The 13,732-nt window shown below is 71.6% G+C and carries 3 protein-coding genes, 1 tRNA gene and 6 pseudogenes; 1 reads left to right on the forward strand and 9 read right to left on the reverse strand.

The window, feature by feature from the left end:
• Positions 1-380 precede the first annotated feature (380 nt).
• Positions 381-790 (forward strand): annotated as a pseudogene (locus tag OJ254_RS07315) (RidA family protein).
• 103 nt (positions 791-893) lie between these two features.
• Here the strand turns inward: OJ254_RS07315 and OJ254_RS07320 are convergent.
• The 9 genes and pseudogenes from OJ254_RS07320 to tmk all read right to left on the reverse strand — a co-directional run bounded on the left by OJ254_RS07320 (position 894) and on the right by tmk (position 13,628).
• The gene (locus OJ254_RS07320; RefSeq protein ID WP_423835854.1) at positions 894-1,082 is read right to left on the reverse strand and encodes a hypothetical protein; all 189 of its coding nucleotides are present in this window, start codon (positions 1,080-1,082) and stop codon (positions 894-896) included.
• Positions 1,046-1,726 (reverse strand): arylamine N-acetyltransferase family protein, encoded by a 681-nt coding sequence (locus tag OJ254_RS07330; RefSeq protein WP_423835855.1) that lies wholly within the window; start codon positions 1,724-1,726, stop codon positions 1,046-1,048. The genes OJ254_RS07320 and OJ254_RS07330 overlap by 37 nt, the downstream gene beginning before the upstream one ends.
• Before the next feature lie 317 nt (positions 1,727-2,043).
• Positions 2,044-3,065 (reverse strand): annotated as a pseudogene (locus OJ254_RS07335) (acyltransferase family protein); the annotation flags it as partial.
• Between the two features lie 734 nt (positions 3,066-3,799).
• Positions 3,800-4,390: a glycerophosphodiester phosphodiesterase gene (locus tag OJ254_RS07340; RefSeq protein WP_265361707.1), complete on the reverse strand. Its 591-nt coding sequence runs from the start codon at positions 4,388-4,390 to the stop codon at positions 3,800-3,802.
• Between the two features lie 70 nt (positions 4,391-4,460).
• Positions 4,461-4,526 (reverse strand): annotated as a pseudogene (locus OJ254_RS07345) (hypothetical protein); the annotation flags it as partial.
• Positions 4,527-6,646: 2,120 nt separating this feature from the next.
• A tRNA-Thr gene (locus OJ254_RS07350) sits at positions 6,647-6,718 on the reverse strand.
• Positions 6,719-6,857: 139 nt separating this feature from the next.
• Positions 6,858-8,411, reverse strand: a pseudogene (locus tag OJ254_RS07355) (alpha/beta hydrolase); the annotation flags it as partial.
• Between the two features lie 300 nt (positions 8,412-8,711).
• Positions 8,712-9,940, reverse strand: a pseudogene (locus tag OJ254_RS07360) (DNA polymerase III subunit delta').
• A gap of 376 nt (positions 9,941-10,316) precedes the next feature.
• A pseudogene (tmk, locus tag OJ254_RS07365) lies at positions 10,317-13,628 on the reverse strand (dTMP kinase).
• Positions 13,629-13,732: the final 104 nt, after the last annotated feature.

Here is a 13,732-nt window from a genome sequence, read left to right on the forward strand (position 1 = left end):
GGCGACTGCTGGTACGACAACGGCAACGGCCACTGCTGCTGCCACGGCCACAGGGAAGCGCACTGATCAAGCACGTGCTGACGGCCGCGGCTCGGGGCAAGGTGTGTTGGTGACCCACCCGACGGGCTTCCATCCCTGGAGAGCGGGTGTGAGCGTGGGGATGAGCGTGGGTTGAGATGAGTGTGGGTGTGGGTGTGGTACAGGTGCGGTGCGGGTGCGGGTGCGGATTCGGGTGCGATACGAGTTGGCGGTGGAAGGGAGTTCGTGGGGATGAGTGCGGAGGCTGAGATGAGTGGTGCGTCAGAGCAGGCGGCGAGCGGTGCCGGGGACGCGGTGGGCCCGTCCGTTGCGCGGACTCGGTGGGTGGTGAGCGGAAGGCCGTGTCCGACGGGGAGTTGGAGCGGATCAATCCGCCGCACCTTGCGCCGCCCACCGGGTTCAGTCACGCCGTCCGGGCCGCACCGGGAACGCTGGTCTTCCTGGCCGGTCAGACCGCCCTGGACGGTTCGGGCCGGATCGTGGGGAGCGGGATCGTCGAGCAGTTCGAGCGCGCCCTGACGAACCTCCTGGACGTCGCGGCAGCCTCCGGGGCGGCGCCGTCGGACCTCGCCAAACTCACCGTCTTCGCCGTCGATATCGAGGACTACCGCGCCGGCACGCTCGCGAGATCGGCCGGGTGTGGAAGCGGCTGGTCGGCAGTGACTACCCGGCGATGGCCGTGATCGGCGCGACCCGGCTCTGGGACGAGGCGGCCCTGGTGGAGATCGAGGGGATCGCCGTGGTGCGGTAAGCTGACCACCGATGGCCGGTAGTTTGGGTAGTGGTAGCTGGGAGGAGACGAACGGTCGGGCGGCCTGGGCTGCCAGTCCGGCGCCTCGCATCTGGCGTCTCGCTTAGCGTTCGTGGAACGCCACCAGGGCACGCGCGTCCGCTGCCGACAAGGTGATGCCGAATGCGGTGGCCAGGAGGTCCGGGAGTTCCTGGGGGCTCACCTCGTGCGCTTCGCGGGTGCCGTCCGGGCGGGTCACGGCGTACTCCCGGCCGATCAGCGTCCTGCGCAGTTCGCGGCTCGGGCGCTGCACCACCATCTGGCGGTGAAGGGCGAGCGGGGGTGGGTGGAGATGTAGTGGTTGAAGACCGCGTAGTCGACGGGGAAGCGGCGTTCGGTCCCGAAGGCGTAGAGCTCGAACCAGTCGTCACGTGGCGGGTTCGGAGCACCCATGCCCCGGCCTCGAGGTCGGCCTCTTTCTCTCGTTTCCTTCTCGTGGACCAGGCCGAAGGTCCACTCCCCTGGTGGGACTCGACGCGTCCCGTAGCGGAAGGGGTTCGAGCAGCCCCTCGGCGCCGAAGCCGACGTCCGTGATCCAGTCCTCACCGTCCAGCTCGACCTTGAGCAGCGCGTGTGTGGCCGGGCGGATGCGCCGGTCGCCATACGGGGCCGGGCGCAGAGGCCGGAGATCCGGAAGCCGAGGCGGTGCAGAGCGGCGGCGTAGAGCAGGTTCTGTTCGTAGCAGTAGCCGCCGCGGCGCTGCGCGACCATCTTGGTCTGCAAGGACTCCAGGTCGAGCGGGACGGGACGACCCAGCACGATCTCGAGGTTTTCAAAGCCGATCGAGGACAGGTGGGCGGCGTGCAGTGCGTGCAGAGTGTCCAGGGTGGGCCGGCGGTCGCCCTCGTAGCCGATGCGGGCGAGATACGCCTCCAGGTCCAGCTGATCACCGCCCAAGCGGTATGGGTACGCACGCTTCGTCTCCCCGTTGACCTGGGTTTTCCCTTTCCGAGGGTAGGAGATCCGTCGCCGCGGTGGGATCGGCTGTTCGTCCTAGGGCTTGCCGCCGAGGCAGCCCGGCTCCGCCCCGGATGAGGCCCGGTGCACGCCAGGACCGGCAGTACACGCCAGGGTCGGCGGTACGCGCCACGACCGGCGGTACGCGCTTGGCGCCCGTACGCGCCAGGGGCGCCCGCGCGCCGGATTCCGGCGGCGCAGGCGCCCTGGTGCTGTTCTTGCCGCCCTCGGCGGTGGTCAGGTGCGTCCGCGGGCCATTCCACCGGGTCCTTCTTGAAGGCCCAGGTCATCTTCGGCTCCATGGCCCAGCGGAACATCCGCTGGACCGGTGGTGTGCAGAGCAGCGTGATGACGGTGCCGGCGGCGAGGGTGAGCAGCACGCGCCCCACGGGGTGTGGACCCAGTGCACGTCGTACCAGTTCCAGAAGCGCGATCCTTTGCAGGAACCCGTGGAGCAGATAGCCGTACAGGGTGCCGCGCCCAGCGCCGTGCACCACATCGTGCGGCCCGGTACCCATGCGAAGAAGCACGCCACCAGTACCAGCGAGCACCCGAACATCGCCAGCGTCATCACCGCACCGCTCACCACGGAGCGCCCAGTTCCTGTGCCATCCCGGTGGTAGAACCAGGCGGCGTTCATACGCGGGCCGCCCAGTACGCGAAGACCAGTGCACCCGCGAAGACGGGGACGGCCGCGATCCGGGCCTTCTTGCGACGGACCAGCCTGAAGTGTTCGGGCCGCAGCGACAGCCCGATCACGAAGAACGGGAGGAACTGCAGCACCCGCTGGAGGTCCAGGTCATCGCCGATGTCCGGGGAGACGGACGCGAGGACGGCGATGGTGAGCGCCAGCGGTACGGGCCAGCGCACGATCTTCCACAGCGGGGTGGTCAGCCGCCAGATGAACAGGGCCAGCAGGAACCAGGTCAGATACCAGGGATCCGTAAGGCTTATCGGGTAGTGCGGGTCGTCATCCGCCCACTTCTTGAAGAAGGTATAGGCGACTTCGAAGAGGATGTACGGCACGGCGACGCCGGTAATCAGCCGCTGCAAACGGTCCTTGCGCATATCGAAACTGCGCGAGAAATAGCCGAGATGATGATGAAGGCCGGCATATGGAACGCGTAGACGGTGATATACAGCGCCGCCGCGGACCGGCTGCCGTCGCGCAGCGGCTCCCACGAGTGCCCCATCGCGACCAGCACGATGGCCAGGTACTTCGCGTTGTCGAAGAACGCGTCGCGCGACTTCGGCTTGGCGCCGCCCGCGGCCTGGGCACGGGTGCCGGCCTTGGCGTCGACGGTGCCGTCGTGCGCGGCGCGGCCCGTCCCCGGCCCTTGGCGCGGCCCCGGGGCCTGGCGTGCGAGGCCGAGCCGGGAGCCGTCCGTCCGCCGGTGCCGCGGAACGTTCCGCCACCGACCCGTCCGCCATGACCCCGTCGCTCAGGGCCCGTTCACCCATGGAGTGTTCACCCATGGAGCGCTCGGACACGGACGACTCCGAGGCAGCGGGCGCCATCGTCGTCGCGGCCGTCGCTGCTGCCGGGGAGGCGTAGGAGGACGAGTGCGGGGACGAGTGCGGGGACGAGTGGGGGGATGCATACGAGGACGCGGAGGAATGCGGCGCGGAGTACGAGGAGGCGTACGGGGCGCCAGCCCCGGAGCCGTCGTTCGTGCCGTTCGGCGTCTGCCGCGGCGGTGGGAGCGGGACCCGCCGTTGGCCGTATACCGGAAAATCGTTGTTCAAGAAGCCTCCCGGAACGGGCCCACGGGAGAAGCCGGAAGCTGGCCCGCGCGGGCCGCAAATCGGAACCCAAAAGCCAAATCCTGCGTCTTAGTTCTTTTACGGGAAGGGTGGCGGCGTCGAACATCCCAGGCACCTTAGCTGCGCGGCGGGAATCGCGTAAATCCCCGCCTGGCGCGGCCACCCGGCACCCATCCACCCTCCACAGCACCTTCACGCACCGTCAGGGGCCGGAGCCGGCCGGCGCACCGTCGGCGACGCCACCGCTATTCAATAACACCTTCGATTCCCCTGGCGCGCACGGACCGCGCGGTGGTGTTCTTCGCCACGTCCAGGCGTAGACCTGCAAGGGGCGCCCGTGCGGGCCGCGCAGCCGGTGGACCGCGCCGCCAGCCAGCGCGAACTCAGCGCCGACATACGGGGGTTTGATCTGATCGGCGAAGCGGGCATAGGCCGCCAGTTTGTGCACATCGGGCGCTCCAGGATTCCCGTACGCACCTGTGGCACCAGTTCGTGCACGGCCTTCACGGTGGTCACGCTGAAGCTCTGCACCACCAGTCGGCTCCGCACATGGTCGCGATCCAGCCAGCCACGGGACCGCAGTTCCCGGACGACCTGGGCCTCGATTCCGGGATAGTCCTTAGGGGACTTGATCTCCAGCAGAAGGCGCTGCCCATTACGGTCCAGGCGCCGCAGATAGGCGGCGAGGGTCGGGATCCGCTCCCCCGCGAACCGCTTGCCGAACCAGCTCCGGCATCCAGCCGCGCCATCTCGGCGGCCGTGAAGTCCCCCACTCGCCAGGGCGCGCCCGGGAAACACCTTCGCGGCGTCGGTGGTCCGGTCGAGCGTGGTGTCGTGCATCACCACCAGCCGGCCGTCCTTGGGTGCGCTGCACGTCGTTCTCCACCCATATGAGGCCGCGGCGATGTGCCGCGTCCACGGCGGCCAGCGTGTTCTCCGGCGCGTAACGGGAGGCGCCGCGGTGCGCGATGACCATGGCGGCGGGGGTGCCGGGCCCGGCCCGCGCCCGCTGCTCACGGCGACGTCCGCGTACTCCTCCGGCCCCGACGCCATGGCCGACGACGACATCGCCGCCGTCACCAGATACGCGACTCCGGCGGCGGGTATTCGCAACGATCTCCGAAGCATGCCGCAGCCTCCCGCTCGGCCGCGCACGCCGGGCCCCCGCCACGTAGGCCGTGGACGCAGAGGACTCGTAGACCTTCAACGTGCCTGCGGCCCGGCGGGTCGGCCACACGGACGGTCCGGTGAGGGGCGGGCGCGGGCGCTGCGCCACTGGCTCGCCGCGGCGCCTCTCCGCAGGTTTCCCCAGGTTTCCCAGGTCAGAGCCGGTGCTGAGAGGAGGGAGCGAAATGAGCGGGGAGGCCGGTGAACGGCCTGCGGGCACGCGTCCATTCCGGACCCGGCGGCCGCATCCGTGAGGCCGCGCCCGGCGCCTCGCCAAGCGCCGGGTTCTGCGGTATGCCGGGGGCGGTGCGGTATGCCGGTGCGGTGCGGTATGCCAGTGCGGTGCGGTACGGCACCACGGCGCGGTTCGGGCCGCATGGGGCCGCCCCCGTACGCGCCACCCGCCGTCCCCGCACCCGCCGCACCCGCCGTACGCCGACACGCCGGGAGTGCCGATGGAGCCGCGCCTGCGTTCCTTCCGTCGTGGTGACGGACCCGCCGTAGTGGGGCCTGGTGCCGGAGCGCCCCTGAGGACCGATCACCGCCGCCCGTTTCCGCACGCTGATCCTGCTCGATCCGAATTTCGACCCCGAGGGACTACGGGTGGCCGATCTCGGTGGTCAGGTCGTCGGCGCGCATATGCGGTCCGCCGCCGCACCCCGCTGGCGGCACCGATCTGGAACCACAGGATGGCTGGATCCTTTTCTTCTTCTCCGCCGGTCGGGCCTTGATGCGCGTGGCAGACCTGCGGCTCCCGAGCGCCCCGCCGCGATCAAGGCTGCTTCCGTCGGGAATCACGCAACCCGCTCACGTCGTCGCCGCATCCGCTGACCAACAAGCCCCAGGCCGAAGTCACTTCGGCCTGGGGTACAGCGTCGATACGACACAAGGTTCCCAAGCTCTGGCTGTACCACCATGATGAACCAGCGTGAAGGACTTTGTGATTCCTCTCGTAGTCGCTGTGATCGGGTTAGCCGCTACCGGGCTGGGAGCCATTGTTGGAGCGCGAGCAACCAAGTTCGGTGCCGAGAAAAGCGCGAGGCAGTCCGACGGCAGGTTCAGGACCAGGGCGCCGTGGAGCACGGTCATTGGCTAAGACAGCAGCGCTTCAATACTTATGAGAGCTTCCTCGAAGCCTGGGACGAGTGTCTACGTCTTACCCAAGCATCCGCAGAAGCTGACGCCCCAGACTCAACGGGCCTCGAGGATCTTCGGTTGGCCGCAGACCGTATGGCGGAGCGCGCACGACGCATCGCAATCTGGGCCCTCCTGAAGTCACGCATGCAGCTGAGTCCCTGGCGGAGTCGATGCAGGAAGACGTCAAAGTTGCCGTCGGTTCATCGAGGTGGCCGAAGCTGCGGTAGCAGAGGTCGACGGACACCCGATACCCACCGAGGCTGCGTCGAGGCGACGGAGGAGATGCGGCGGCGCAACCATCAGCTTGTAGAACTTGTAACCGCCCATCGAAGTCAGGGGCGTGACATGCGCGAGCTAGATGGCCACCCCTCCTACAGGCGGCAATGGAGGGCATGGAGCGATATCGGCAGGCTTCTGGAGAGGCACGGGAAGCGCTGAGCGCGAACTTTGAGCGAATCTCCGCTGCTGCGAGCGAGGCGTTCTCAATGGGGGAGGTACTCCTACGCAACAAGCAAGCGCGAGAACTCAGCCGGGAACGGTTCACGAGCGCCGCACGGGAGGCCCTCAGCAAGGCGTCCCCCCCGACCTCCGATTGGATCGATGAGTAGCCAATCCATGCGCTTCTAGCTCTACAGCGGCCCCGGCTGGAAGCCCCTCGGTGCCCGTCTGAACGCATGACTGAGACCAAGACTGAGACCGCTGACAGGCACACTGCCACTTTCGGCGCCCGTCCTAATATCGCTGAACGAGAAAAACCCAGGTCGGAGTAGATCCGACCTGGGGTTCAAGATGAGCCGCCTTCGGGATTCGACCGAGACCTACGCATTACGAGTGCGTTGCTCTGGCCAACTGAGCTAAGGCGGCGTGGTGCGCGGCCCAGTCTACACACAGTGAGGGGTGGTCCGTAACCGATTGCGGGGTGGTCAGAGGTGGGCGGGTGGGGTGTGGGGTGGGTCACGCGGTAGGCCGGGGTGCGGTCAGGTGCAGCGCTTGTTCTTGGGCGGGGTGTGCCGGTCAGGAGGTAGCTGTTGATCGCGTTGTCGATGCAGCTGCTGCCGCGGCCGTAGGCGGTGTGGCCGTCGCCCTCGTAGGTGAGGAGGGTGGCGCTGGAGAGCTGGGCGGCGAGGGCTGGGCCCAGGCGTACGGGGTGGCCGGGTCGCGGGTGGTGCCGACGACGACGATCGGGGCGGCGCCCTTGGCGGGGATGCGGTGAGCCGTGCCGGTGGGCTTGACCGGCCAGTACGCGCAGCTCAGCGCGGACCAGGCGAAGCTCTCGCCGAACACCGGGGAGGCCTTGCGGAAGGCGGGGAGGGCGGCGCGGACCTGGTCGAGGCCGGTGAAGGGGGGCGCCAGGTCGAGGCAGTTGACGGCGGGGTTCGCGTACATCTGGTTGGCGTACTTGCCGCTGGGGGCGCTCGTAGTAGCTGTCCGAGAGGGTGAGCAGTCCGCGGCCGTTGCCCGCCTCGGCCTGGGCGAGGTATTCGCGCAGGACCGGCCAGGCGCGCTGGTCGTACATCGCGGCGATGACGCCCGTGGTGGCCAGGGATTCGGTGAGCTTGCGGGCCTCGCCCGTCTCCGCCGGGTGGGCGTCGAGCTTCTTGAACAGGGCGGCGAGCTGCTTGCCGGCGTCCGCGGCGTTCTTGTGGCCGAGCGGGCAGTCCTTCTTCTTGACGCAGTCCGCGGCGAACGCGGTGAAGGCGGTGTTGAAGCCCTTGGTCTGGTCGAGGTTGATCCTGCGGGAGTCCAGCGCGGGTCCATGGCGCCGTCCAGCACGATGCGGCCGGTGCGGGAGGGGTAGAGACCGGCGTAGGTGGCTCCGAGGAAGGTGCCGTAGGAGGCGCCGACGTACGTCAGCTTCTTGTCGCCCAGGACGGCGCGCAGGACGTCCATGTCACGGGCCGCCTCGATCGTGGAGACGTGCCGGAGCACCTTGCCGGAGCGGGCCTGGCAGCCCTTGGCGAAGTCGCGGTACGCGGTGACGAGCTTGCTGACCTCGGCCGGTGTGTCCGGGGTCTGGTCGGTCTGGGTGTAGCGGTCCATCTGCTGGTTGGTGAGGCACTCGACCGGTTCGCTGCGGGCCACGCCGCGCGGGTCCATCGCCACCATGTCGTAGCGCGCGCGGACCGACGCGGGCTGCGGGGCGTACTGCTGGAGGTAGTCGATCGCCGAACCGCCGGGGCCGCCCGGTTGACCATGAGGGAGCCGAGCCGGCTGCCGGGGCCGGTGGCCTTCTTACGGGCCACCGCGAGCTTCAGGTCGGTGGCCGCGGAGGGGTGCGCGTAATCCAGGGGGGCCTTCATCGTCGCGCACTCGAAGCGGCGACCCCGCAGGGATGCCAGCTGAGCTTCTGGTCGTAGTACGGGCGCAGGTTGGCCGGGATGCGGCCGGCAGGGGCCGGAGGGTGGCGTCATCGGCGGGCCGCTGGGCGCCGGCCTCCGTCGTACGGCGGACGACGCATGGGCATCGGGGGACGAACTGCCCGAGGAGCAGCGGAGATCAGCAGAGCGGTGGCCGCCGCGACGGCGGCGGAGGTGCGGAGCAGACGGCTGGTGGCCATGGACGGTCCCTTGGTCGCGGTCCCTGAAAGCTGGAGCCTGGTCTGGTAGCCGGGAGAGCCGGTGGTCGGGGTGGTGGATACCTCGTGGTGGTGGGGCTCGGGTGGTGCTTCTCGGTGGTGCTTCTCGTGCTTGGGCGGTGCTTCGGTGGCTTCGGTGGCGCTTCGGTACTACTTCGGCGGTGCTTCGCCACTGCTTCGGTGGTGCTGAAGAGCGGGTGCGGGTGGGCTGTTGGCAGTCCTGAGCGGTGGCTGGTCGGGTGGGCGGGGGTCCGCTGCGGCTTTACGGGGCGGGGCGGGTGGTCAGCCGGCGCGGAGGGCGGCGGTCATCGCCTCGACCGCCAGGAGGGGGGCGACGTTGCGGTCCAGGGCCTCGCGGCAGGCGATCACCGCTTCTATCCGGCGGAGGGTGCGCTGGGGGGTGGAACCGGCGGCGATGCGCTCCAGGCTGTCGCGCACCTCGTCGTTGGCGAGCGGCACCGAGGCGCCATCTGGAGGGCGAGGACATCGCGGTAGAAACCGGTGAGGTCGACCAGGGCCAGGTCGAGGCTGTCGCGCTGGTGCGGGTCGCGCGGCGTTTCTGCTTGTCCTGGAGCTCCTTCATGGCGCCGGCGGTGCCGCGGGGCAGCCCGGCCGCCCGTCCGGCGGCGGCGCCGAGCGCGGCGCGCAGCTCCTCGGTCTCCTTGGTGTCGACCTCCTCGGCGACCTGCTTGGCGTCTCCCCCGCGGCGTCGATCAGCTCCTGGGCGGCCTTGAGGCAGCCCCCGATGTCGTCGATGCGGAGCGGGAGCTTCAGGACGGCGGCGCGGCGGGCGCGGGCGCGCTCGTCGGTGGCCAGGCGGCGGGCCCGGCCGATGTGGCCCTGGGTCGCGCGGGCGGCGCGGTCGGCGGCCTCCGGGGCGATGCCGTCGCGGCGGACGAGGACGTCGGCGACCGCGGCGACCGGCGGGGTCCGCAGCGAGAGGTGGCGGCAGCGGGAGCGGATGGTGGGGAGGACATCCTCGATGGAGGGCGCGCAGAGCAGCCAGACCGTACGGGGCGCGGGCTCCTCGACGGCCTTGAGGAGGACGTTGCCGGCGCCTTCGGTGAGGCGGTCGGCGTCCTCCAGGACGATCACCTGCCAACGGCCGCCGGCCGGGGAGAGCGAGGACCGGCGGACCAGGTCGCGGGTCTCCTTCACGCCGATGGAGAGCAGGTCCGTACGGACGATCTCGACGTCGGCGTGGGTGCCCACCTGGTGGTGTGGCAGCCGTCGCAGAAGCCGCAGCCCGGGGCCCCGCCGAGGGCGCGGTCGGGGCTGACGCACTGCAGGGCGGCGGCGAAGGCGGCGCGGCGGTGGCCCGGCCGGAGCCGGGCGGGCCCGTGAACAGCCAGGCGTGCGTCATCTGGGAGGCACCGCCCCGCTCGCCCGCGGGCGGCGTGCCGGTCCGGTCCTGAGCTGCCCGGCCCGGCCCGCCGCTTCGGCGGTGACGAGGGCGTCCCGCGTCCGGCGGCAGCGGCCAGCTGAGCCGTCACCCGCTCCTGGCCGACCACGTCGTCCCACCCGCCATCGCTGCCGCCGTCCCTCTTCTCCGGTGCCTTCGTGTCTGTGACCGCCGGTCGCCGCCGCGGCCGGGATCGCCGTCCGCGCGTCGCCCGCGACCTGACCATTGTGGTGCAACCCACTGACAAACGAATCCGGAAGCCGGCGCCGGGGCGGCCGGACGGGGCCGCGCGGACCCCGTCGGCCGCCCCGGGAGCCTGCGCACGAGCCCGCGGAAGGCGCGAAAAGGCCGTGGCCGCAGTGTTCCCACTGCGGCCACGGCCCGTGCCTGCCACGACGTCCGCGACGGCTCCCGTCCGGGCTAGCGGCGCCGGCCCCGGCCCCGCGACGGCCGTCGTCGCCGCGCCGTCGTCCGCGTCCTCGTCGTCACGCGGCCCGAGCAGTTCGTCGGCGAGCGTGGGCAGATCGTCCAGCGGGGTCTCTTCCGCCCATTCGGGTCGCCGGCGGGCGCGCGGCGGGTCTCCGACGGGTGACCCGTGGACGGGTCGATCTGCGGGAGTTCGCGGGTGCGCTCGGCGCCCGACTCCGGGGCCGAGGCGCCGCTCGGCGTCTCCTTGCGGAACATCCACGACGGCACCCGCTCGGTGGGGTCCTCGCCCCGGGTGTCCCCGCGCCTGCCAGTCGTTCCGGCCCTGCCGGTCGTTCCGCTGCTCCGCGGGTGTCCTGGTGCCAGGCGTCCTGACCACCCTGCCGGGTGTCCCGTACGGGCGGCAGGACGGCCGTCTGCTCGGCGTCGGTGCCCGCGTCGGGGCCGGCGTCGCGGACCGACGGCAGCACCGCCGTCTCGTCCGCCGCGCCGGGCGCGTTGCCGCCCCGCGCCTCGGGCCGCGGCAGCGACTCCGTCCGCTCGTGCGGCTCGACACCCGCCTGACCGGCACCGCCGAACCGGAACCGGAGGTTTTCCGACCCGGAACCGGACGCTCCCGAACCCGACGTCGCCGGCCCGGACGAGGAGCCGTCCCCGCTCTCCTCCCTCAGCCGCTTCCGCAGGTCCGCCACCGGCGTCTCCTTGGTGGGCGCCTCCGCGGCCTCGGCCTCGGCAGCCGCCTCGGCCGCCGCCTTCGCCTCCGCCGCGGCCGCCGCCTCCGCTGCCGCGATCCGGGCCTCTTCGGCGCGGACCAGGGCCTCCTCGGCCTTGCGCTGCTTCTCCAGGCGGCGTTCCTCGGCCTCCTTGCGCAGCCGGGCCTGCTCCTCGTGCTGCTTGCGCAGCCGCTCCTGCTCGGCCTGGCGGGCCCGCTCCTCGGCCTCCCGGCGCTGCCGCTCGGCCTCGGCCGCCTGGCGGGCCTCCTCGGCGCGCTGCCGGGCCTCCGCCGCCTGGCGGGCGGCCTCCAGCGCCTTGGCCTGCTCGCCTCCTGGCGCTTGCGCTCCTCTTCCTCGGCGCGCAGCTTGGCGAGCTGCTCCTGGCGCTCCCGCTCCAGGCGCGCTTCCTCGGCCTTGCGCGCGGCCTCCTCCTCGGCCCGGCGGCGGGCCTCCTCCTCGGCCGCCCTACGGGCCTCCTCCTGGGCCTTGGTCTCGGCCTCGGACAGCGGAAGCACCTGGTCGAGGCGGTGCCGTACGACGGTGGTGACGGCCTCGGGGTCCTGACCGCGTCGACGACCAGATAGCGCGCGGGGTCGGCGGCGGCCAGGGTGAGGAAGCCGGCCCGGACCCGCTGGTGGAACTCGGCGGGCTCGGACTCCAGCCGGTCGGGCGCCTCGGTGAAGCGCTCCCGGGCGGTCTCGGGGAGATGTCGAGCAGGACGGTCAGGTGCGGGACGAGGCCGTCCGTTGCCCAGCGGTTGATCCGGGCGATCTCCGTGGGGGCGAGGTTCCGCCCGGCGCCTGGTAGGCCACCGAGGAGTCGATGTACCGGTCGGAGATGACGACCGCGCCGCGCTCCAGGGCGGGCCGGATGACGCTGTCCACGTGCTCGGCGCGGTCGGCGGCGAACATCAGCGCCTCCGCCCGGTCGGACAGCCCGGTCGTCGCGACGTCCAGGATGATCGAGCGCAGTCGCTTGCCGATGGCGGTGGCGCCCGGCTCGCGGGTCACCACGACCTCGTGGCCCTTGTTGCGGATCCACTCGGCGAGCGCCTCGACCTGGGTGGACTTGCCGGCCCCGTCGCCGCCTTCGAGTGCGATGAAGAAGCCGGTGGGCGCGGGCGCCTGCGCCGGGTCGCCGCCGCGCAGCGCCTCCCGCAGGTCGCGGCGGAGCGGGACGCCGTGCCGGTCGTCGACCTTGCCGAGGACCAGGACGGCGACCGGCAGCAGCAGCGCGCCGGTGAGCATCAGGGTGTAGGCGGCGCACCGTAGGCGAAGTCGAAGGTGTCGTTGCCCAGGTGGTGCGGCCCGATGAGGGCGGCGAGCAGCGGCGCCACGATGGCGGCCAGCGCGATCGCGAGCCGTACGACGGCCTGCAGGTGCTCGGTCGTACGGGCGGTCCGGGACTCCTCGGCCTCCTGGTCCAGCAGGACGTGCCCCGTATTGGCCGCGATGCCGGCGCTGACGCCGGCCAGCAGCGCGAGGACGAGGACGGTCGTCGGGTCCGGGACCAGGCCATGGCCAGCAGGGCGACGCCGGTGGCGGCCACCGCGAGGGCGAGCAGCCGGCGCCGGGAGAGCGCGGCAGCACCCGGTGGGCGCCGCGGATGCCGGCGGCCGTACCGCCGGTGAGGGTGAGCACCAGGAGGGCGAAGGAGGCCGGTCCGCCCGCGAGGTCGTAGGCGTGCAGCACGGCCAGCGAGACGGCCGCGGCGATCCCGGCGGCGACCGCCGCACAGGCCGTGACCAGCAGCGGGATGGCGCCCGTACGGCCTTGTCGGCGCCGGCCGGCTCGCCCTGCGCGGACTTCGCGGCCTTCGGGCGGCGCAGCCCCTCCAGGGGGGAGCGCGGCCGCGGCGTCTGCCCACCGGGGAGCTCGATGAAGTACAGGATCGACACGGAGGCGGCGAACAGGCCGGCCGCCACATAGGAGGCGAGCGCCACCTGGTGGAGCTGGAACCAGTCGATGCCGGTGCCCAGGAGCTTGCTGATGAGGGTGACGACCACCAGGGGGCGGGCCGCGATCGGCAGGGAGATGAAGGTGGTGCGCAGCGAGAGGCGGCGCAGGGCGTCCAGGTTGTCCGGCAGCGGCCGGACCGCGGCGCCCTCGGGCGGCGGCGCGGGCAGCAGGCCGGGCGCCGCGCTCTCCCTGGCGACGGTCCAGAAGCGCTCGGCGACGCCGGTGACGAAGACGGTGACCAGGACCCAGGCGAGGGCGTTGCCGGGGGCCCAGTCGATCCAGAGGGGGGCGATGACCAGCAGTGCGAGCCGCAGCACGTCCGCGGCGATCATCGTCCAGCGGCGGTCCAGCGGCCCGGAGGGCGCCGTGAGCGCGGACAGCGGGCCCAGGAGGACGGCCCCGAAGAGCAACGTCGCCAGCATCCGGGTACCGAAGACCGCGGTGACCGCGAGGGCGGCACCGCGATAGCCGCCGCCGAAGACGGCCTCACCCCCAGCGGCACGTACAGCGCCGCCTGCAGGGCGAGCACCACCAGGACAAGCATGGACAGGGCATCGCCGATGCCCCCGACGAACTGGGCGCTCCACAGCCGCTTCAGTGGGGGGAAGCGCAGCAGGGCTCGCACGGCGCGCTCGCGGGAATCCGCCGCTAGGGCGCCAGAAGTGGGGGTCACGACCGTTGGCTGCTCGGCACGCGTCATCCCGCCAGCCTATCGGGAGGGCGCACACCGTCGAGCGCCGCCCGTACAAACGGGCGGGCACGACGGAACGCATCCGTCGTGCCCGCCCGCACACCATGCCTGAC

This window comes from Streptomyces endophytica, assembly GCF_026153355.1.
In the GTDB taxonomy this organism is placed as follows: domain Bacteria; phylum Actinomycetota; class Actinomycetes; order Streptomycetales; family Streptomycetaceae; genus Streptomyces; species Streptomyces endophytica.

Coding starts and splice junctions, on each gene's coding strand:
- OJ254_RS07340 (WP_265361707.1), bottom strand. CDS start 4,390: ATGCACGACACCACGCTCGACCGGACCACCGACGCCGCGAAGGTGTTT.